Raw genomic sequence first — 19,887 nt, 5'->3', positions numbered from 1 at the left:
CAATGCGCTGAATAGCGATCCCGGCATCTCGGCGACGACGGCGACGCTGCAGGAGCCGGAACATGGGCTGAGCGAGGCCCGTCTTGCCCAAACCGATGTGCTGACCTGGTGGGGCCACAAGGATCACGGCGCGGTCTCCGATGCCGTCGTCGACCGCGTCGCCAAGCGCGTCTGGGAGGGCATGGGTCTTCTCGTGCTGCATTCCGGCCATTTCTCCAAGATCTTCAAGCGGCTGATGGGCACGCCTTGCGCGCTGAAATGGCGCGAAGCGGGCGAGCGCGAGCGGCTGTGGACGATCAACCAGCGCCATCCGATCGCCGCCGGCATCGGCGAACATTTCGAGCTCGAGAACGAGGAAATGTATGGCGAGCAGTTTTCGGTGCCGGAGCCGCTGGAAACGGTGTTCATCTCCTGGTTCCAGGGCGGGGAAGTGTTCCGTTCCGGCATAACCTGGCGCCGCGGCGCCGGCAACATCTTCTATTTCCGCCCCGGCCACGAGACCTACCCGACCTATCACGACGCTACCATCCAGAAGGTGCTGATCAACGGCGTCAAGTGGGCCTATAACCCTGAGTGCGCGTTGACTGGTATCACCGACGCTCCAAATGTGCCGGTAGAGAAGGCACTGGAGCCGATCGTCGAACGCGGCCCGAGACTGCACCAGGCCGGCGAAGCCGGTTACCGCTGAATTCGATAAACGACCATGAGGACAGAAATGCGCTTGATCATTCTCGGAACCGGAGGATGGGCAAATACCCATGCCATGAATTTCTCGGAAATCGCCGGCGTCAAAATTGTCGCTGCCGTCGATACGGACGAGGTCCGGCTGCGGGCCTTCGCGCTCAGGCATGGTATCCCGCTCACTTTCACATCGCTCGATGACGCCCTTGCGTGGGGGGAGTTTGACGCCGTGACCAATGTCACGCCGGATCGCGCGCATTATTCCACGACAATGAAGATACTCGGCGCCGGCAAGCATGTCCTCTGCGAGAAGCCGCTTGCGGTCACCTATCGCGAGGCCAAGGAGATGGCCGATGCCGCGGCGGCGTCCGGCAAGGTTACGATGGTGAACCTTACCTATCGCAACGTGGCGCCGCTGCAAGCGGCGCGAAAGATCGTGCTGGACGGCCGTCTCGGCGCGATCCGCCATTTCGAAGCCTCGTATCTGCAGAGCTGGCTGGTCTCCAAGGCTTGGGGCGATTGGACTAAGGAATCCCAATGGCTTTGGCGCCTGTCGACAAAGCACGGATCGAACGGCGTGCTGGGCGATGTCGGTATCCACATTCTCGACTTTGCGGTCTTTGCTGCCGGAAGCGACGTCAAGGCGGCCGCGTCGCATCTCAAGGTTTTCGACAAGAGCCCCGGCAACCGCATCGGGGAATACGAGCTCGATGCGAATGACAGCTTCCTGATGATGGCCGAACTCGAAAACGGAGCGGCCGGCGTCATCCATGCCACGCGCTGGGCGACCGGCCATCTGAACGAATTGCGCCTGCGCCTCCATGGAGACAAGGGCGCGCTCGAGGTGGTGCATACGCCTGAAGGTTCGACCCTCAGGATCTGCGAAGGCGCCGACGCCGACAAGGCGATCTGGCGCAAGATCGAGGTTGCGCCTGTCATCACCAACTTCGAGCGATTTGCGAACGCCGTGCGAGCAGGCCAGCCCGATGAGCCGGGTTTCGGCCATGCCGCCAAGCTGCAATTTGTTCTTGATCACGCAGTCAAGACGGCCGGTGCTCTAACTGAGCTTTAGGTTCTTCGGCAGGAAAAAACTGCAAACGGGTGGTCGAGCTCGTCACATGCGCTGGTTCAACTCGTCCTCGCTGATGCCGAAATGCTCGAGGATGATGCCGACGTTCCGGCGGTGAGACTTGAAATAGACGTCGAAGAGATCGCCGACCAGCGGGACCGTGCCGCAGGCGGCGTCGACGCCGAGATTGACCGCCATGCGGGCGAGCTTATGGCCGGGAAGGCCGAGACGTCTTGCCTCGTCGATGATAAAAAGACCGACGAGGGAACCGGCAACGTCGCCGACGGCCGGGATGAGGCCGAGAACCGAGTCTGCGCCGATCCGTACGCCGAAAGGCAATCTGACTGCGGTATCCATGAGGCGTGCGATACCGACAGCTCGCCGAATTCGTCCGAGTTCGGCAGGGGTGAGATATGTCGTGTTCCCCGTTGGCATCAGCCGCAGCCTGGCGGGCGCGGTGAATCCGCCGCCTTCATGAATGATGGGAGGCGTTCAATCTTCTGAGGCAGCGAACGTGCGATGCAATCGCAGTAATTCTCCATGGCCGTGAAACGCCGCAAAGCCAAGAAGGTTCGCCGACCCCTCGTGACAGGCGACCGCACTTATCGCCCGTCGGGAACAACGACCAGTTTGCCTACAAAATTCTTCGCCATGAATTCGGTCTGTGCCCGGTGGAACTCAGACAGCGGGTAAACGCCGCCGACGAGGGGCCTGATTTTGCGACTCTCGATATAGCCGATGAGCCTGCGGAAATCGGCGCGGCTCCCCTGGCTCGATCCGTGCAGCTCGAGCTGCTTCAGATACATGGTCCGCAGATCGAGCTGGACGACGGGGCCGGCAATGGCGCCGGCCGTGGTATAGCGGCCTTCCGGACGCAGAACCTTCAGAAGATCGTTGAACAGCGGTCCGCCGACCAGATCTGCGACGACGTCGATCGGATGGCCGCGACTTGCGGAATGGACAGCTTCGACAAGGTTGCCCTTGCCGCGGGTGACGACCGCTTCCGCGCCGATATCGATCATCGCCGCCTCCTTGCCGGGGCCTGCCACCGCGATCGGGATGGCGCCGCGGGCGCGGGCAAGCTGGATGATAGCTGAACCGACGCCGCCGGAAGCGCCGGTGACGAGAACGCGCTCGCCGGCAGCAAGCCTCGCCCGCTCCAGCATCCGTTCGCCGGTCAGATAGGCGCAGCAGAAGGTGGCAAGCTCGACATCGCTCAGATCGGTTGCGACGACATGGGCGTTCTCGGCCGGCAGCGCCATATATTCGGCGTAGCCGCCATCCCGCCCGTGGCCCATGTAATCGATGTCGGCGAGACTGTCGTCGTCGCGATTATAGATCGAGAAGTCGACCAAGACACGCTCGCCGATCCGGGCCGGATCGACACCGGCACCGACGGCGATGATATGGCCGACTGTATCGGTGCCCTGAATGCGCGGGAAGGTCAGCGTATTTCCCTGTCGGCGCCAGGTGGAGACAGCGGCGGGGTCGTCCTCGGTGCCATAAGCGCCCTCGCGCACCCAGACATCGGTATTGTTCATGCCGCAGGCGGTGACGCGGATCAGGACCTCGCCCTGCGCCGGCATCGGGACCGGGACGTCCTTGTCGTAGACAAGCTTTTCCAAACCGCCATGGCCGGTGAGCAATACCGCCGCCATTTTTGCCGGGATCGTCATGCGGCTCTTCTCCTCAGATGGTTTTGAAAACACTTTCGACCGCATCCGCTGCCGCCTTGACGACGACGTCGGCTTCTTCGCGGGTCAGGCAGAGCGGCGGGGCGAAGCCTAGGATATCGCCCTGCGGCATGGCACGGCCGATGACGCCGCGTTCGAGAAGGGCAGATGCCACCTGCGGCCCGATCTTGCGGCCGGGATCAAAGAACTTGCGGTCGTCCCTGTCCTCGACGAATTCGATTGCCGCCATCAGCCCGTCACCACGGACTTCGCCGACATTTCGGTGGCTGCCGACCGCTTTCGCCAGTTCCGAGCGGAAATAGGCGCCCGTGGCGCCGGCATTCTCGACGATGCCGAGTTCGTCGATCAGTTCGAGATTGGCAATGCCCGCGGCAACGCAGATCGGATGGGCGGAATAGGTCCAGCCGTGGCCGATCGCCCCCATTTGATCGGAGCCTTGCACCAACACCTGCCACATTTTGTCGGAGACGATCGAGCCGGAAAGCGGAGCATAGGCCGAGGTCAGGCCCTTGGCGATGGTGATCAGGTCCGGCTTCATGCCGTAGTGATCCGAGCCGAACATCGTGCCGAGACGGCCGAAGCCGGTGACGACTTCATCGGCGACGAGCAGGATGTCATATTTGTCGAGCACGGCCTGGATCTTCTGCCAATAGCCCTTCGGCGGCGGCACGATGCCGCCGGTGCCGAGGATGGGTTCGCCGATGAAGGCGGCGACCGTTTCCGGGCCTTCGGCGATGATCATCTCCTCCAGCCCGTCGGCGCAATATTGCGAGAACTGCTCCTCGTCCATTGAGCGGTCCGGCCGGCGGAAATAATAGGGTGCTTCGGTGTGCAGCACCGGCGCACGCGGCAGGTCGAAGGCGTTGTGGAAGAGCGCAAGACCGGTGAGGCTGCCGGTCATGACGCCGGAGCCGTGATAACCCCGCCAGCGCGAAATGATCTTCTTCTTCTCGGGACGGCCAAGAATGTTGTTGTAGTACCAGATCAGCTTGATGTTGGTCTCGTTGGCATCAGAGCCGGAGAGCCCGAAATAGACGCGGCGCATGCCATCAGGCGCGCGGTCGATGATCATCTTCGAAAGCGTAATCGAGGCTTCCGTGCCGTGGCCGACGTAGGCGTGGTAATAGGCGAGGTTCTTCGCCTGTTCGGCAATCGCGTCAGCAATCTTCTGGCGGCCGTAGCCGACATTGACGCAATAGAGGCCGGCAAAAGCGTCAAGGCTTTTGCGCCCTGTCGTGTCGATGATGTAGACGCCTTCGCCGCCGGCAACGACGCGGGTCGGCGTTTCGCCACGGGCATGCATGCCCATATGGGTCGAGGGATGGAAAAAGTGATCGCGGTCCCACGCGGTGAGTTCGTTGCTTCTTTCGAGCATGTCCTATCCTCTTTCCTGAAATGAGCCGACTTGAATGGGGTCAGGCGGCCGTGTCGATGCAGAGATATTTGAGTTCGGTGAAGGCCTCGAGCCCATGGCGCGAACCCTCGCGACCGAGGCCGGACTGTTTCCAGCCACCGAATGGAACGGGGCCGCCCGTGATCTTGACGCGGTTGACAGCCACCATGCCGTATTCCAGCGCGCGGCCGAGGCGCATCTGCCGGGCGCCGTTTTCGGTAATGACATAGGCGACGAGGCCGTATTCGCTCTCGTTGGCGCGGGCGATTACCTCTTCTTCGGTGTCGAAGCTGGCAACAGCCGCAACAGGCCCAAAGGTCTCCTCGCGCATGATCAGCGCATCTTCAGGCACATTCGTCAGGAGCGTCGGCTCATAGAAGAGCCGGCCGGCCCTGTGGCGCTTGCCGCCTGTGACGAGCTGCGCGCCGAGCGCCAGTGCATCGGAAACCTGTTCCTCGACCTTGGCGACGGCGCGTTCATGCATCAACGGCCCGATGTCGACGCCATCCGTAAAGCCCGTCCCGACCTTGAGCTCGGCGACACGGGCGGCAAAGGCTTGAGCAAAAGCATCGGCGATCCGCCGCTGGACGAAGATGCGGTTGGCTGCGAGGCAATCCTGGCCCGACGTGGCAAACTTGGCGTTGACGGCGATCTCGACTGCCTTTGATATATCGGCGTCGTCGAAGATGATCAGCGGCGCGTGGCCACCGAGTTCCATCACCAGCCGCTTCAGGCTCGGAGCGCATTGGGCGGCGATCAGCCGGCCCACCTCTGTGGAACCAGTGAAGCTCATGGCGCGCAGGCGGGTATCAGTGCACATGCGTCCGACGATCGCTGCGGCATTTCCGGTGACGACGTTGAAGACGCCGGCGGGAATGCCGGCGCGTTCGCCGAGTTCGGCAAGCGCAAGCGCGGAAAGCGGCGTCTCGGAAGAGGGATGGGCGACGACCGTGCAGCCGGCCGCAAGCGCCGCGGCCGCTTTTCGGGTGAGCATGGCAGAGGGGAAATTCCAGGGCGTGACCACGCCGACGACGCCGAGCGCTTCCCGCCGGACGATCATTTCCGCGCCGGCCAGGTGGCTGGTGACGCTTTCGGCATTCAGCCGTTTGCCTTCCTCGGCATACCATTCGAGGAAGGAGGCGGCGTAGTCGATCTCGCCGCGCGCTTCCGCCAGCGGTTTGCCCTGTTCGAGCGTCATGATCAGCGCCAGATCCTCCCTGGCGGCGAGCATCAGCTCATGCCATTTGCGCAGGATCGCTGAACGCTGCTGCGGCAGCATGGCGCACCATGTGGCGAAGGCCTTTGACGAAGCGTCGATCGCGGTTTCCGTCTCCGCCGCGCCGAGGCTCGCAACCCAGGCAAGCGTCGCCGAAGACGCCGGATCCTTGACCTCGAAGCTCTTCCCTGCGGCACCGGTGATCCAGCGGCCGCCGACATAGGCGAGATCGCGCAGGAGATGACGGTCGGCAAGTCGCGACAGCGCGTCATGATAGGCGGGGCGGGCAAAAACGGCGGTCATGTCCAATCTCCTCGTTGCGGATGAGCCAAGTCTTCCATGGAAGCGGACGAGAGATTGTCTTTTGGCGGATGCGGAAAGAGAGAGATGGTCTAAAGGGCAGCGCTCCCGTAGAGAGATTGTCTACGGCGCGTTTTGCTCTCCGTCGGCGATGAAGGAAGAGACTGGAAGCACCGTTTCCTCCTTCACCACCTTGGTGACGATGTAGGTGAAGTAGCGGTCGATGCCGAGTTCGCGGTCGAGAAGCCCGTCGACCAGCCGCTGATAGGCGTCGATATCGGGTGCGATGATCTTCAAGATGTAATCGACGCCGCCGCCGACCGACCAGCAGGCGACGATCTCGGGGGTGGCGGTCACGGCGCGCTCGAAGCGCTCGAAATCCGCCTGGCGATGATTGGCGAGCGTCACTTCCATCATCACGCTGGCCACCGGCGCAATGCGTCGCGGCGCCAGGCGGGCGTGATAGCCGGTGATGACACCCGCCTTTTCGAGCTTGCGCAGCCGCATCCAGCACGGCGTCGGCGACAGCCCGGCCTTTTCGGCCAGCGCCAGCTTGGTGATGCGGCCGTTGCGCTGGACGGCGTCGAGAATACGCAGATCGATGGCGTCGAGCTTCATGGTGCTTTCTTTGAAAGAAATCATTTCAAACGCTGCGAAACGACAATGGGAGCGCATTTTGGCATTGTCAATTGAACTGATTTTCAGCAGTGTTAAAATCATGACAAAGTGGCGCCCCGACCCCTCGCAACTTCGCCGACCGGCCTACCTCTCGCTCGCCGAGCAGATCGCCAACGCGATTACCGACGGCAAGCTTGCTGACGGCGCGCAATTGCCGCCGCATCGCAAGCTGGCGGACGATCTGCATCTTTCCGTGCAGACGGTGAGCCGCGCCTATGAGGAACTCAGCCGCCGAGGGCTGATCTCCGGCGAGATCGGGCGCGGCAGCTTCGTGCAGACGCGGCCGCGCGAGCCGGAGCCGCCCTATCTGCCGGAACGGCTGGGAGAGTTGATCGATCTCTCGATCCTGAAACCGGTCTGCGAGCAGATCCATCTCGACAGGATGCGCCAGGCCTTCGGCTGGCTTTCAGAAAACCTGCCCTCCAGTTCGGCGCTTTCGTTCCGGCCGAACATGGTTTTTCCGCGCCACCGCACAGTTGCCACCGAATGGCTGGCGCGCTGCGGGCTGGAGGTGTCGCCGCTGAACGTCAGCGTCACGAACGGCGCGACATCGGGCATGACGGTGGCGTTGATGAGCGTCGCGCCGCCCGGCTCGACGGTGGCGACCGAGGCAATCAGCCACCATACGCTTGTGCCGCTCTCCACCTATCTCGGTCTGCATCTCGAGGGGATTGCCATCGATGAGGAAGGCATGATTCCCGAGGCGCTGGATGAGGCCTGTCGGACGGGGCCGATCCGGGCAATCTTCCTGCAGCCCTCGGTGATCAACCCGATGGCGGCGCTGATGAGCGCTAAACGCCGGCAGGCGCTCGCCACGGTGGCCGCCAAACACGACATAGCCATCATCGAAAACGATATTCTCGGCCCGATGGTCGAGGACCGCGCGCCGCCGATGGCGGCATTCGCGCCGGAGCGCACACTCTACGTCACCAGCTTCACCAAGATCACCGTTCCCGGCTTGCGGATCGGCTATCTCACCGCACCCGACCGCTATGTCGCCGCCGTCGCCAACCGGCATCTGGTCTCCAACTGGATGGCGACGCCGGCGATGGCCGAGATTGCCACCCGCTGGGTCAGCGACGGCACGGCGATGGAACTGGTCAACTGGCAGCGCCGCGCGCTTTTAAGCCGGCATGCCATCGCGGCGGAGATGCTGGCCGGGCTCACCTACCGATCCCACCCGCAAAGCCTGCACGTATGGCTGCCGCTGTCCGGCAATCATACCGAGGACGGTTTCGTGTCGCAGGCACGGCTGCACGGTGTGGCGATCGCTCCCGGCAAATCCTTCCGCACCGGCGATCAGAGCTGGACGCCGGCGGTGCGCATTTCGCTTGGCTCGACGACGGAAGGCGAATTGCGGACCGGGCTCGGCATCGTCGCTTCATTGGCGCAGGGAAATCCTGAGGAACTGCTGCTTGCAATTTGATGCCGGTGCCCTGTGTTTGGGCACGTGCAGAATAATTGTCATGATATTATTTTACGAATTGACATGATTTTGATGCGCCGTCATCGTTAAGGCATTGCTTGTCTCAACAGGGAGAGACATGAATGCCTTTGCCCATCATCCGCATTGACAACATCGTCAAGAGATACGGTCCTCTCACCGTGCTCGACGGACTGTCGATGAATGTCATGCCGGGCGAGAAGCTAGCGCTAATCGGACCGTCCGGCTCCGGCAAGACGACGATCCTGCGCATCCTGATGACGCTGGAGACGATCAGCGGCGGACATATCGAAGTCGATGGTGAACAGCTCTACCACATGTCGAACGGCAGCGGGCTGGTGCCAGCCGATGAACGGCATCTGCATCGCATGCGCGAAAAGATCGGCATGGTCTTTCAGCACTTCAACCTGTTCCCGCACAAATGCGTGCTCGACAATGTGACGCTGGCGCCGATGCTGACCAAGGGCGTCAGGCGGCCGGAAGCCGAAAAGCGGGCAATGGAGCTTCTCGACATGGTCGGTCTCGCCGATAAGGCGAGGAGCGTTCCGGCGCAGCTTTCCGGCGGGCAGAAGCAGCGCGTCGCCATCGCCCGGGCGCTGGCGCTGTCGCCGAAAATCATGCTGTTCGACGAGGTGACGTCGGCGCTCGACCCGGAGCTGGTCGAGGAGGTGCTGAACGTCATGCGCGGGCTCGCCTCGGAGACAGACATGACCATGCTTCTCGTCACCCACGAAATGGGCTTCGCACATGACTTTGCCGACCGCGTGCTGTTCTTCGATCGAGGCAAGATCGTTGAGGAAGGCAAGCCCGGCGACATTTTTCGCAACCCGACGCAGGAGAGGACGCAGATCTTCCTGCGCAAGATCATCGCGGCGGGGCACCGCGTCTGACGTCAGACATTGCCCGCAAAAACAGAGCAAGGAAAGCCAGAGGAGTTGGGAACCATGAAAGCAGGATATCTTTTGAGCGCCGTCAGCCTGTCGGTGCTGCTGGTGACGGCGGGCGGGCAGGCCTACGCCGCCGACGACAAGCTCGAGCAGTTGAAGGAACAGGGCTTTGCCCGCATCGCCATCGCCAACGAGCCGCCGTTCACGGCCGTCGGAGCCGACGGCAAGGTCTCGGGCGCCGCGCCCGATGTAGCGCGCGTGATCTTCGAAAAGCTCGGAGTTAAGGAGGTGGTCGCCTCGATCTCGGAATACGGCGCGATGATTCCCGGCCTGCAGGCCGGCCGACACGACGCGATTACGGCCGGTCTCTTCATGAAGCCGGAACGCTGCAATGCCGTCGCCTATTCCGAACCGATCCTGTGCGATGCCGAAGCCTTTGCTCTCAAGAAGGGCAATCCGCTGAAGCTGACGAGCTACAAGGATATCGCCGACAATCCGAACGCCAAGATCGGTGCGCCGGGCGGCGGCACGGAGGAGAAGCTGGCGCTGGAAGCCGGCGTGCCGCGCGACCGCGTCATCGTCGTTCCGGATGGCCAGAGCGGCATCAAGATGCTGCAGGACGGCCGCATCGACGTCTATTCGCTGCCGGTCCTCTCCATTCACGATCTGTTGGCGAAGGCGAATGATCCTAACCTGGAAACCGTCGCCCCCGTCGTCAATGCGCCGGTCTATTGTGATGGCGCGGCCTTCCGCAAGCAGGACGTTGCGCTTCGTGATGCCTTCGACGTCGAGCTGAAGAAGCTGAAGGAGTCCGGCGAATTCGCCAAAATCATCGAGCCCTACGGCTTCTCGGCCAAGGCGGCGATGTCGACGAGCCGCGAAAAGCTCTGCACCGCAGCCAAGTAACGTGATGTGAACAGCCGGCCATGCGTTTCACCATGGCCGGTTTGCCTCCCGCTCGATCCATAGAGAAGTGAGTTGCCGATGTCGGTGTGGTCCGGCTATCTGACACTGATCCTTCACGGTGCCCTGGTGACGCTCGAACTGACGATCATGGGCTCGGCGTTGGCGCTCATCATGGCCTTCCTGGCTGGCCTGGGCCGGCTGTCGCGCTTCTTTGCCGTCCGGGCTCTGGCGACCGCCTATATCGAGTTCTTTCGCGGCACCTCGATCTTCGTCCAGCTTTTCTGGGTCTATTTCGTGCTGCCCTTCGCCGGATTGACGCTGACTCCGCTGCAGGCGGGCGTGCTGGCTCTCGGTCTGAATGTCGGTGCCTATGGCGCGGAAGTGGTGCGCGGCGCCGTAAAGGCGGTCGGGCGGGAACAATCGGAAGCCTGCATCGCGCTCAACCTGTCGCGATACCAACGCATGCGCCACGTCATCCTGCCGCAGGCCTTGCCGCTGATGCTGCCGACTTTCTGCAACAATGCGATCGAGCTTTTGAAGGGCACGGCAGTCGTCTCGCTGATCTCGCTGACCGACATGACCTTTCAGGCGCAGGTGGTGCGGGCGCAGACCGGCAATACGCTGGTGCCGTTCGCGACGATCCTCATCCTCTATTTTCTCATGGCCTTGGCGATCTCGGCGGCGATGCGCCGGCTGGAGCGGCGCATGGCACGTGGGGTCGACGGCATAAGGACCTGATCATATGGAATGGGATTGGGATTTCGTCTGGCAGATCATGCCGACCCTTCTCGAAGGGTTCAAGATCACCATTCTTGCGACTATTCTGGGCGCCGCCGTCGCCATGGTCGTCGGCCTTGGCCTCGCCATTGCGCGGCGGTCGCCGCTCGCTGCCGTTTCCAGGTCCGTCGCTTTCGTCTCCGAGTTCATCCGCGGCACGCCGCTGTTGGTGCAGCTCTACTTCATCTTTTACGTGCTGCCGGATATCGGCATCCGGCTGTCGCCGCTGGTCGCCGGCGTCATCGGCATGGGTATTCACTATGCGACCTATACCGCCGAGGTCTATCGTGCCGGCATCGAGAATGTGCCGCGCGGACAATGGGAGGCAGCCAAGGCCACCAATCTGACGACGCGGCAGGCCTGGATCCACGTGATCCTGCCGCAGGCGATCCCACCGATGATCCCGGCGCTCGCCAATTATTTCATCGCCATGTTCAAGGAAACGCCGCTGCTGTCGGCGATCACCGTGCTGGAATTGATGAACCAGGCGAAAAGCATCGCCAACAGCAACTATCGCTATATCGAACCGATGACGCTGGTTGGCGTCTTCTTCCTCGTCATCAGCCTGATTTCGGTTCTCGGATTGCGCTGGCTCGAGGAACGCTATGCCAGGGTGGATGACTGAGCATGACTGAAAAGATCGAGATCATAACCGCTGGCCGGGCGCCGCGGCTGGATGAACGGCCGCTCAAAAAACGCGTCGGCCTGGTAATCCTTGCGACCGACCATACGACCGAAGTCGATTTCCAGCGGATGGTTGCCAGCGACGATATCGGCGTCTATGTCAGCCGCATCCACTACGCCAATCCCGTTACCCCGGAAAACCTTTTGAAGATGCAGCCGTCGCTGACGGCGGGCGCAGCCTTGATCCTCCCGGACGAGGCACTGGATGCAGTCATGTATTCCTGCACATCGGCCTCGGTCGTCATCGGCGACCGCAACATCGAGGCGGCGATCCATGCTGCCAAACCGGGTGCTCCCGTGGTGACGCCAACGGCGGCGGCGGTGAAAGGGCTGAGGGCGCTCGGCGCCAAGCGGATTTCGGTGCTGACGCCCTATACGATCGAGACCAGCCGGCCGATGGCCGACTATTTCGCCGGTCTCGACTTTGCGATCGACCGCTTCACCTGTCTGGGTCTCTCTGACGACCGTGAGATGGCGCGGATCGCGCCCGACGAAATTACTGCCTTGGCGCGCCAGGCGACGGCGCCGCAATCCGATGCGCTGTTCATCTCCTGCACGGCGGTGCGTGCAGCTCAGGTCGCGGCCCGGATCGAAGCGGAGGTCGGCAGGCCTGTCGTTACCAGCAATCTCGCTACCGCCTGGGCTTGCCTAAGGCTTTGTGGCGAGGATCGGCCGCGGCCCGAACTCGGGCGGCTGATGGCCATCCCCTATCCGGAGGGTCGGTGATGGCGAGCGCATTGCCGGTTTCGCTGGATGATGTCCGCGCGGCGGCGGGCCGGATAACCGGCCGCGTGCGCGTGACGGCGATGGCGCAGTCGCCATCCCTTAGCGAAATTGCCGGCGTGCCCGTTCATCTCAAGCTCGAACATCAGCAGAGGACCGGCAGCTTCAAGCTTCGCGGGGCGACCAATGCAGTGCTCTCCTTGTCCCCGGCGGAGCGTGCGCGCGGCGTCGTCGCGGCCTCGACCGGTAATCATGGTCGAGCGCTTGCCTATGCGGCAAAGGCGGAAGGTTCGGTCGCTACGATCTGCATGTCGCGGCTGGTGCCTGAGAATAAGGTTTCTGAGATCCGCCGCCTCGGCGCCGATGTCCGCATTGTCGGGCGCTCGCAGGACGAGGCGCAGCAGGAGGTTGACCGGCTGGTGCGGGAGGAGGGGCTGGTGATGGTCCCGCCCTTCGACCATCCCGCCGTCGTGGCCGGGCAGGGTACGCTCGGGCTCGAAGTCATCGAGGCATTGCAGCAGGTGTCGACGGTGCTGGTGCCACTCTCGGGCGGTGGCCTTGCGGCGGGTGTCGCCGCCGCGATCAAGGGCGTCAATCCGAAGACCAAGGTGATCGGCCTGACGATGGAGCGGGGTGCGGCGATGAAGGCGAGTCTCGATGCGGGAGAGCCGGTGCAAGTCGAGGAACTGCCGAGCCTCGCCGACTCGCTCGGCGGCGGCGTCGGCCTCGACAATCACGTGACCTTTGCCATGTGCCGCGATCTCCTCGACGACGTCATCCTGCTTTCGGAGGCGGAAATCGCCGCCGGCATGCGCCATGCCTATGCCGTCGAACGCGAGATCGTCGAGGGAGCGGCAGCCGTCGGCATCGCGGCCCTTCTTGCCGGAAAGGTCAGGGCCGATGGCCCTGTCGTTGCGATCCTGTCCGGCCGGAATGTCGACATGGAGCAGCACCGGCGCGTGATCAATGGTGAGATGCTGTTTGCGGAGGATGGGCTATGAGCCGGATGATCATTCTGACGGAAGCGGAACTGAGGAAAGTCATCACGCTCGATCGCGATGCCGTCGGCTGCGTCGAGCAGGCTTTCGAAGCGCTGGCGACCAAGGCGGTCGCCATGCCGCCGATCCTGCGGCTCGATATTCCGGAGCATCGGGGCGAGGTCGATGTGAAGACCGCCTATATCCCCGGCTTCGAAGGCTTTGCGATCAAGATCAGTCCCGGTTTCTTCGACAATCCCAAGATCGGGCTGCCGAGCACCAACGGCATGATGGTGCTGCTGTCGAGCCGAACCGGGCTGGTGCAGGCGCTGCTGCTCGACAATGGTTATCTCACCGATGTGCGCACCGCGGCGGCTGGCGCCGTCGCGGCGAAACATCTGGCGCGCGAAAATTGCACCGTCGTCGCGATCCTCGGCGCCGGCATGCAGGCGCGGCTGCAGCTCGAAGCGCTGACGCTCGTGCGGCCGATCGGAGAAGCGAGGATTTGGGCGCGCGATACCGCAAAGGCTGAAGCTGCGGCCGCTGACCTGACGAAAAAGCTTGGGTTTCCCGTCACTGCTATATCGGACCCCCGACGGGCAATTTCCGGCGCCGATATCATCGTCACCACCACGCCTTCCGAAAAACCGATCATCCAGGCCGGATGGCTGGCACCCGGCCAGCATCTGACGGCCATGGGCTCGGATGCCGAGCACAAGAACGAGATCGACCCGGCTGTCATCGCCGCCGCCAGTCTCTATGTCGCCGACAACCTGAAGCAGACGCGCCGCCTCGGCGAGCTGCATCACGCGATCGATGCGGGACTGGTCGCGGGCGATGCCGATTTCACCGAGCTCGGCCAGATCGTCGCCGGCCGAATTCCGGGACGGACGCAGAGCGACCAGATCACCATCGCGGACCTCACGGGAACCGGCATCCAGGACACAGCCATCGCTACGCTCGCCTTTGCGCGGGCCGGTGCGGCGAACGCCGGAACCATATTCGAAAGCTGACCGGTTCTGCGCCGGACAAGAAGGGAAGAGACATGACCCAGCCCAATCTCAAATTCTCGCTCGGCGAATATGCCGCGCGGCTGGAGAAGACACGTCGTGCCATGGAGGCGAAGGGGGTGGACCTGCTTGTCGTCAGCGACCCCTCGAACATGGCCTGGCTAACCGGCTATGACGGCTGGTCCTTCTACGTGCACCAGGCGGTGATCGTGCCGCCGTCCGGCGAGCCGATCTGGTTCGGCCGCGGCCAGGACGCCAATGGCGCCAAGTTCACCGCCTATCTGAAGCACGACAACATTGTCGGTTATCCCGATCATTACGTACAGTCGACCGAACGCCATCCGATGGATTACCTCTCCGGCATCCTGACCGAGCGCGGCCTCGGCAAGCTGACGATCGGCGTCGAGATGGACAATTACTGGTTCTCGGCCGCCGCCTTCGCGGCGCTGCAGAAGCATTTGCCCAATGCGCGTTTCGTCGATGCGACGGCGCTCGTCAACTGGCAGCGCGCCGTCAAGAGCGAGACGGAAATCGAGTACATGCGCAATGCCGCTCGTATCGTCGAGGCGATGCACGCCCGCATCTTCGACAGAATAGAGGTCGGGATGCGCAAATGCGACCTGGTCGCGGAAATCTACGATGCCGGCACGCGCGGCGTCGACGGCATCGGCGGCGACTACCCGGCGATCGTGCCGCTGCTGCCGTCCGGCGTCGAAGCCTCGGCACCGCATCTGACCTGGGACGATCGGCCGATGAAGAAGGGCGAGGGCACCTTCTTCGAGATCGCCGGCTGCTACAATCGCTACCACCTTCCGCTGTCGCGCACCGTTTTTCTCGGCAAGCCGACGCAGGCTTTTCTCGATGCGGAAAAGGCAACGCTCGAAGGCATGGAGGCCGGTCTTGCTGTCGCCAAACCCGGCAACACCTGCGAGGACATCGCCAACGCCTTCTTCGGCGTTCTGAAGAAATACGGCATCGTCAAGGACAACCGCACCGGTTATCCGATCGGCCTGTCCTATCCGCCGGACTGGGGCGAGCGCACCATGAGCCTGCGCCCCGGCGACCGGACGGAATTGAAGCCCGGCATGACCTTCCATTTCATGACCGGCCTGTGGCTGGAGGACATGGGTTTCGAGACGACCGAAAGCATTCTCATCACCGAGAGCGGCGTCGAATGTTTCGCGAACGTGCCGCGCAAACTGATGGTCAAGGATTGAGGCTGTCATGAACGAGATTGGCTTGCGGCCGTCGCCGATCAGCGCGACGGTGGATTTCGCCGCCGAGGGCATCCAGCACGGTTTCCTCAGGCTGCCTTACAGCCGCGACGATTCCGCCTGGGGCTCGGTGATGATCCCGATCACGGTCGTCAGCAGAGGCGAGGGGCCGACGGCGCTGCTGACCGGCGGCAATCACGGGGACGAGTACGAAGGGCCGATCGCGCTCTTCGATCTCGCCCGCTCGCTGAAGGCCGAGGAGGTGAGCGGCAGGGTCATCATCGTGCCGGCGATGAATTATCCGGCGTTTCTGGCGGGAACCAGAACGTCGCCGATCGACCGGGGCAATATGAACCGCAGCTTCCCGGGCCGTCCGGACGGGACGGTTACCGAGAAGATCGCCGATTATTTCCAGCGCGTGCTTCTGCCGATGGCGAATCTCGTGCTCGACTTCCATTCCGGCGGCAAGACGCTCGATTTCCTTCCGTTCTGCGCAGCCCATATCCTCCCGAACAAACACCAGGAGGCAAAGTCTTTCGACTTTGTCACGGCCTTTGCCGCACCTTATTCGATGAAGATGCTGGAGATCGATGCGGTCGGCATGTACGACACGGCGGCCGAGGAGATGGGCAAGGTTTTCATTACCACGGAACTCGGCGGCGGCGGGACGGCTACGGCCAAAAGTGCGGCGATTGCCAAGCGCGGCACCATGAATGTCCTACGCCACGCCGGGATCGTGGCGGGCGCCGCCGATATCGGTGCGACGACTTGGCTCGACATGCCGGACGGCCGCTGTTTCTCCTTTGCGGAGGAGGGCGGCCTCATCGAGCCCCTCGTCGATCTCGGTGAAGCCGTTAGTGAGGATGCCGTCATCGCTCGCATCTATCCAACCGGGCGCACCGGGGTGGAACCCCGCGAGATCCGCGCTGGCATGAGCGGCATTCTCTGTGCGCGGCATTTCCCGGGCCTGGTCAAATCTGGCGACTGCGTTGCCGTCGTCGCAACCGTCGATGAATGAGTGACGGAAGGAGCCCGACCAACGCGTCAAGCGGCTCGACGCGGCCTTGACATGCTGGTTGCCGCGTCGATCTGAAAGCGTCTGACGACCCCTTCCAATGTCTGCGTTTGGGTGCCGAGCGCGCGGCAGGCCGAAGCGGTTTCGACGGCCATCGTCGCGTTGCGTTGCGTCACCTGGTCGAGAGCATTGACGGAGGCATTGATCTCTCGGATCGCGACTGCCTGCTCGGAGGATACAGTGACGATCCGGGCGATGAGCCCGGCAACCTGCTCGACCTGTCCTTCGATTTCCTGAAGCGCCTTGCCGGTGCGGTTGACAAGCTCCACCCCGGTGGAAACCTGGGACGAGGATGTGGAAATCAGAGCCCTGATCTCCTTAGCGGCGTTGGCCGAGCGCATGGCGAGTTCGCGCACCTCCTGCGCCACGACGGCAAAACCCTTGCCCGCCTCGCCTGCGCGGGCCGCTTCAACTCCGGCATTGAGCGCCAGAAGATTGGTCTGGAAGGCGATTTCATCGATGACGTTGACGATGTCGCCGATCTGCGAGGAAGAGCCTTCGATCCGTTCCATGGCGGCGATCGCTTCGCGGACGACCGCCGCCGAACGTTCGGCGCTGTTGCGGGTCTCGGCCATCATGCCGGTCGCCTTGCCGGCATGATCGGAGGCGTCTTTCGCCTTTGCATTCATCTCGCCGAGCGCGGTTGTGGCCTCTTCGAGCATCGCGGCTTGCTGTTCCGTGCGCGATGCGAGGCTCTCGGTTGCGCTCGTAATGTCGGCCGAGGCGCTATCCACCTGTTTGGAGGTTTGGGCGATCTCGGCCATCGATGCGCTAAGCGCGTCCATGCTGTCGTTGAACTTGGCGCGCAATGTCTCGTACGTGGCAGCAAACGGCGTGGCGATCCGGCAATCGAGATTGCCGTGCGATAGCTGGTCCAAGCCATGGGTCAACTGAGCGATCACCGTTTCGCGGACCTGCTCCTCGGCGGCTTTTTCGGCCATCTGGCTGCGTTCACGTTCAAATTCCGCCTCGCGAAGCGCCGCCTCGCGCTTCTGCGCCTCCTGCCGCTCTAGCGCGTTGCGGCGGAAGACCGCCACGGCCTTGGACATGGCGCCGATCTCGTCGGAACGGCTGGCATAGGGAACCTCGGTCGAAAAATCGCCGTCCGCAAGGTTGCCCATATAAGCCTTCATACCGTCGAGCGGCAAGATTGCCCGGCGGCGCAGAAGATAGAGTCCCAGGAGCAGCAGCCCGAACGATCCGAAGCCGGCAGCGCCCGCATAGATCGTCCAGGTGACGATTTCCGCGGCGGCATTCCTTTCCTCGCCCTTCAGGAAGGCGTCGGATTTTGCAACAAGTTTCTCGACAGCGTCCTGGTGCGAATGAAAGGCGACGCGCAACTGCTCGATCGCCCCGTGCGCCCTGTCCTCGTGCTTGGTGGTCAGGGCCGGGATGATCTCCCGACTCATCACGTCCCAGAATGTATCACCCTTGGCGATCACATCTTTTTCGAGTTCGTCCTTCAACGCCTGCGGCAGCCGGGTGGTTTTCCAGTAGGCGCGGCGGTCGTCGTAGGCGGCCTTGAGATTGGCGATCTTGGCAAGATTGGAGTCGGTGAGTTCGGGGAATTTGCTCGCCTCGAAAGAGAGCATGTAGGATTCGACCACGAAGAGCGGCGGCGGCAGGATATCGGCAATGAGGTCCTTGCCGTAGACCACCTGCTCGTAAACCGGACCGTTGACCTTCAGCCGTTCGAGCGCCGATTGCTGCAACCCGATCGACATGAAAAGGCCAGTCGAAACAGCAATGCCGAAGACAACCAAACTGCGCGCAATAGTAAATGCCAAGACCGTCTCCAAATAACTTTGTGGCTCTCTTCTTCGAGGCGCCTGATTTACGTAGAGCATTCTTTCTGAAGAACGCTGAAATATGGTTAATTTCTACTCGGATGAGAGCGCGACTAACCGTTCCGGGCCGAGGCAGCCGTCCAAAAGTGGGGTGGTGAGCTGTTTGGCCGTTTAGCTTGCCGTCACCTGCCATCTTGATTGTTTATGCGTTGCAAAAGGGTCAGATGGCTGAACCGAGTCGGCTACGTCCTTCCATTCCGGGGTTTCCCGATAGAACGGAGCGGACATCGACCTTGAAGCGTAAGAAAGGCAGCAGCTGCTGGCGGAGCCCGGCTGGTCGAAACGGTCCCTCGCCAGCGCCATCAACTGGGTCATCGGTTGTCGGCGCCGTTGGATATGCGTTCGTTGAGCCGACCGGTGGCGGTTGATTTTTTTGTTGAAATCATACTACAGGAGAGGATGTCCTGGCATGCGGATGTCGAGCTCCTGCTATAGGGTAAGAAGAACTGACGCGGCGGCCGAAAGAGTCGTCATAAGCGCTCCATCGCTAGAGGGTGGGGGATGCAACGCATTGCAGAACTACTTAGTTCTCGAAATCGAAATCGCTGATGCCTCAACCGAAAAAGTCAAAAAATAGCAGGCTGCTTTTCCGGATCGATGAGATGCGCTTCGGCAGAGCGGTGTGATCGTCATGGATATTGCCGACGAGCGCGCAGATGAGCCGCGCAAGCGAGGGCGGCCGAAAGTCTCCAGCGACGAAGACAAGCGGACGCATATCGTTGAAGTCGCCCGCCGCGTTTTCGTAAAATATGGCTATGCCGGAAGCACGACTGCAGTCGTGGCTTCGGAGGCGGGTATTTCCAAGCAGACGCTCTACAAGCTGTTTCAGAGCAAGGAAGAGCTGTTTGCCGCCGTGGTCGGCGCACATCGGCGCCTGATGCTCGACCTGCCGAGACCCGCTGAAGATATCCCGATCGCCGAGAGCCTAGAACGTATCTTCATGATCGACATGGACGAGGACCTAGACGCGGAACGTGCCGGTTTCCTGCAGCTCGTCTTTCGCGAAGCGGCGCAGTTTCCGGAGCTTATCGACATTCTTCAGCGCGAAGGCATAATCGCCAGCCGGCAGTATCTCGCTGACTGGCTCGCCGATCGCAGGGCGGAGGGCAGGCTATCGCTGGACGATCCGGAGAGCAGCGCCCGCATGCTGATGGATATGATCTTCGGCGGCATGGGGCCCCCAGAAGGCCGCAATCAGGCCTGGCCGGATCGGCCTCAGATGCTTGCCCACCTTCGCCGTTGCATCGCCATCTTTGCCGCTGGCGTCGGCGCCGCTTGAAGCATCCCCACGCTCGACGGGATCAGCCAGGCG

General features: G+C 62.3%; 19 protein-coding genes. 13 read left to right on the top strand and 6 right to left on the bottom strand.

Annotated features, from left to right (window positions below; all coding sequences use genetic code 11):
* Both GA0061105_RS28820 and GA0061105_RS28815 read left to right on the top strand, forming a co-directional pair.
* Nucleotides 1–688 (top strand): ThuA domain-containing protein (locus GA0061105_RS28820; RefSeq protein WP_092754441.1); only part of this gene is annotated, 688 nt, incomplete at its 5' end.
* 27 nt (nt 689–715) lie between these two features.
* The gene (locus tag GA0061105_RS28815; RefSeq protein WP_064693009.1) at nt 716–1,753 is read left to right on the top strand and encodes a Gfo/Idh/MocA family protein; all 1,038 of its coding nucleotides are present in this window, start codon (nt 716–718) and stop codon (nt 1,751–1,753) included.
* 42 nt (nt 1,754–1,795) lie between these two features.
* Here the strand turns inward: GA0061105_RS28815 and GA0061105_RS28810 are convergent, their stop codons facing one another.
* From GA0061105_RS28810 to GA0061105_RS28790, 5 genes are all read right to left on the bottom strand, one after another.
* Nucleotides 1,796–2,185: a DUF4112 domain-containing protein gene (locus GA0061105_RS28810; RefSeq protein WP_064693225.1), complete on the bottom strand. Its 390-nt coding sequence runs from the start codon at nt 2,183–2,185 to the stop codon at nt 1,796–1,798.
* A 167-nt stretch (nt 2,186–2,352) separates the two neighbouring features.
* Nucleotides 2,353–3,426 carry an alcohol dehydrogenase family protein gene (locus tag GA0061105_RS28805; RefSeq protein ID WP_064693008.1) on the bottom strand — a complete coding sequence of 358 codons (1,074 nt, stop codon included), beginning with the start codon at nt 3,424–3,426 and terminating at the stop codon, nt 2,353–2,355.
* 13 nt (nt 3,427–3,439) lie between these two features.
* Entirely contained in the window at nt 3,440–4,819 is a 1,380-nt protein-coding gene (locus GA0061105_RS28800) for an aspartate aminotransferase family protein (RefSeq protein WP_092754438.1), read from the bottom strand.
* Nucleotides 4,820–4,859: 40 nt separating this feature from the next.
* Entirely contained in the window at nt 4,860–6,356 is a 1,497-nt protein-coding gene (locus GA0061105_RS28795) for an NAD-dependent succinate-semialdehyde dehydrogenase (protein WP_092754435.1), read from the bottom strand.
* Nucleotides 6,357–6,476: 120 nt separating this feature from the next.
* Entirely contained in the window at nt 6,477–6,971 is a 495-nt protein-coding gene (locus GA0061105_RS28790) for an Lrp/AsnC family transcriptional regulator (protein WP_167358593.1), read from the bottom strand.
* Nucleotides 6,972–7,071: 100 nt separating this feature from the next.
* On the opposite strand from GA0061105_RS28790, the gene ehuR reads away from it, so the two are divergent.
* The 10 genes from ehuR to doeB all read left to right on the top strand — a co-directional run bounded on the left by ehuR (nt 7,072) and on the right by doeB (nt 16,671).
* Nucleotides 7,072–8,457: a MocR-like ectoine utilization transcription factor EhuR gene (gene ehuR, locus GA0061105_RS28785; protein ID WP_092754433.1), complete on the top strand. Its 1,386-nt coding sequence runs from the start codon at nt 7,072–7,074 to the stop codon at nt 8,455–8,457.
* A 122-nt stretch (nt 8,458–8,579) separates the two neighbouring features.
* Nucleotides 8,580–9,365: an ectoine/hydroxyectoine ABC transporter ATP-binding protein EhuA gene (gene ehuA / locus GA0061105_RS28780; RefSeq protein WP_092754430.1), complete on the top strand. Its 786-nt coding sequence runs from the start codon at nt 8,580–8,582 to the stop codon at nt 9,363–9,365.
* Nucleotides 9,366–9,419: 54 nt separating this feature from the next.
* The gene (gene ehuB / locus GA0061105_RS28775; protein ID WP_092754427.1) at nt 9,420–10,268 is read left to right on the top strand and encodes an ectoine/hydroxyectoine ABC transporter substrate-binding protein EhuB; all 849 of its coding nucleotides are present in this window, start codon (nt 9,420–9,422) and stop codon (nt 10,266–10,268) included.
* Between the two features lie 78 nt (nt 10,269–10,346).
* Nucleotides 10,347–11,006 (top strand): ectoine/hydroxyectoine ABC transporter permease subunit EhuC, encoded by a 660-nt coding sequence (gene ehuC / locus GA0061105_RS28770; protein WP_092754424.1) that lies wholly within the window; start codon nt 10,347–10,349, stop codon nt 11,004–11,006.
* Between the two features lie 4 nt (nt 11,007–11,010).
* Nucleotides 11,011–11,670 carry an ectoine/hydroxyectoine ABC transporter permease subunit EhuD gene (gene ehuD, locus GA0061105_RS28765; RefSeq protein WP_092754421.1) on the top strand — a complete coding sequence of 220 codons (660 nt, stop codon included), beginning with the start codon at nt 11,011–11,013 and terminating at the stop codon, nt 11,668–11,670.
* 2 nt (nt 11,671–11,672) lie between these two features.
* Entirely contained in the window at nt 11,673–12,455 is a 783-nt protein-coding gene (eutA, locus tag GA0061105_RS28760) for an ectoine utilization protein EutA (RefSeq protein ID WP_092754418.1), read from the top strand.
* The gene (eutB, locus tag GA0061105_RS28755) at nt 12,455–13,453 is read left to right on the top strand and encodes a hydroxyectoine utilization dehydratase EutB (RefSeq protein WP_092754415.1); all 999 of its coding nucleotides are present in this window, start codon (nt 12,455–12,457) and stop codon (nt 13,451–13,453) included. Before eutA ends, eutB begins: the two co-directional genes overlap by 1 nt.
* Nucleotides 13,450–14,442, top strand: a complete 993-nt coding sequence (gene eutC, locus GA0061105_RS28750; protein ID WP_092754412.1) for an ectoine utilization protein EutC — start codon at nt 13,450–13,452, stop codon at nt 14,440–14,442. The genes eutB and eutC overlap by 4 nt, the downstream gene beginning before the upstream one ends.
* Nucleotides 14,443–14,474: 32 nt before the next feature.
* Nucleotides 14,475–15,656 (top strand): ectoine hydrolase DoeA, encoded by a 1,182-nt coding sequence (doeA, locus tag GA0061105_RS28745; protein ID WP_092754409.1) that lies wholly within the window; start codon nt 14,475–14,477, stop codon nt 15,654–15,656.
* 7 nt (nt 15,657–15,663) lie between these two features.
* Nucleotides 15,664–16,671, top strand: a complete 1,008-nt coding sequence (gene doeB, locus GA0061105_RS28740) for a N(2)-acetyl-L-2,4-diaminobutanoate deacetylase DoeB (RefSeq protein ID WP_092754406.1) — start codon at nt 15,664–15,666, stop codon at nt 16,669–16,671.
* 26 nt (nt 16,672–16,697) lie between these two features.
* Here doeB and GA0061105_RS28735 read toward each other — a convergent pair whose 3' ends face one another.
* Complete coding sequence (locus GA0061105_RS28735) at nt 16,698–18,515, bottom strand: methyl-accepting chemotaxis protein (protein ID WP_092754403.1); 1,818 nt, start codon at nt 18,513–18,515, stop codon at nt 16,698–16,700.
* A 691-nt stretch (nt 18,516–19,206) separates the two neighbouring features.
* On the opposite strand from GA0061105_RS28735, the gene GA0061105_RS28730 reads away from it, so the two are divergent.
* A complete protein-coding gene (locus GA0061105_RS28730; protein ID WP_092754450.1) occupies nt 19,207–19,854 on the top strand; it encodes a TetR/AcrR family transcriptional regulator in 648 nt (215 codons plus the stop codon).
* Nucleotides 19,855–19,887 lie beyond the last annotated feature (33 nt).

The sequence above is a fragment of the Rhizobium aethiopicum genome (assembly GCF_900094625.1).
Taxonomy (GTDB): Bacteria; Pseudomonadota; Alphaproteobacteria; order Rhizobiales; family Rhizobiaceae; genus Rhizobium; species Rhizobium aethiopicum.
Note: the sequence above shows the minus strand (reverse complement) of the source record. Positions and strands in the feature narration are given on the sequence as shown.

What these genes read in the sequence shown, in the direction of transcription:
- eutB (WP_092754415.1), top strand. Translation starts at nt 12,455, where the DNA reads ATGGCGAGCGCATTGCCGGTTTCGCTGGATGATGTCCGCGCGGCGGCG.
- doeB (WP_092754406.1), top strand. Translation starts at nt 15,664, where the DNA reads ATGAACGAGATTGGCTTGCGGCCGTCGCCGATCAGCGCGACGGTGGAT.
- eutC (WP_092754412.1), top strand. Translation starts at nt 13,450, where the DNA reads ATGAGCCGGATGATCATTCTGACGGAAGCGGAACTGAGGAAAGTCATC.
- GA0061105_RS28730 (WP_092754450.1), top strand. Translation starts at nt 19,207, where the DNA reads ATGGATATTGCCGACGAGCGCGCAGATGAGCCGCGCAAGCGAGGGCGG.
- GA0061105_RS28795 (WP_092754435.1), bottom strand. Translation starts at nt 6,356, where the DNA reads ATGACCGCCGTTTTTGCCCGCCCCGCCTATCATGACGCGCTGTCGCGA.
- ehuC (WP_092754424.1), top strand. Translation starts at nt 10,347, where the DNA reads ATGTCGGTGTGGTCCGGCTATCTGACACTGATCCTTCACGGTGCCCTG.
- GA0061105_RS28790 (WP_167358593.1), bottom strand. Translation starts at nt 6,971, where the DNA reads ATGAAGCTCGACGCCATCGATCTGCGTATTCTCGACGCCGTCCAGCGC.
- GA0061105_RS28815 (WP_064693009.1), top strand. Translation starts at nt 716, where the DNA reads ATGCGCTTGATCATTCTCGGAACCGGAGGATGGGCAAATACCCATGCC.
- ehuA (WP_092754430.1), top strand. Translation starts at nt 8,580, where the DNA reads ATGCCTTTGCCCATCATCCGCATTGACAACATCGTCAAGAGATACGGT.
- ehuR (WP_092754433.1), top strand. Translation starts at nt 7,072, where the DNA reads ATGACAAAGTGGCGCCCCGACCCCTCGCAACTTCGCCGACCGGCCTAC.
- doeA (WP_092754409.1), top strand. Translation starts at nt 14,475, where the DNA reads ATGACCCAGCCCAATCTCAAATTCTCGCTCGGCGAATATGCCGCGCGG.
- eutA (WP_092754418.1), top strand. Translation starts at nt 11,673, where the DNA reads ATGACTGAAAAGATCGAGATCATAACCGCTGGCCGGGCGCCGCGGCTG.
- GA0061105_RS28810 (WP_064693225.1), bottom strand. Translation starts at nt 2,185, where the DNA reads ATGCCAACGGGGAACACGACATATCTCACCCCTGCCGAACTCGGACGA.
- ehuB (WP_092754427.1), top strand. Translation starts at nt 9,420, where the DNA reads ATGAAAGCAGGATATCTTTTGAGCGCCGTCAGCCTGTCGGTGCTGCTG.
- GA0061105_RS28800 (WP_092754438.1), bottom strand. Translation starts at nt 4,819, where the DNA reads ATGCTCGAAAGAAGCAACGAACTCACCGCGTGGGACCGCGATCACTTT.
- GA0061105_RS28805 (WP_064693008.1), bottom strand. Translation starts at nt 3,426, where the DNA reads ATGACGATCCCGGCAAAAATGGCGGCGGTATTGCTCACCGGCCATGGC.
- ehuD (WP_092754421.1), top strand. Translation starts at nt 11,011, where the DNA reads ATGGAATGGGATTGGGATTTCGTCTGGCAGATCATGCCGACCCTTCTC.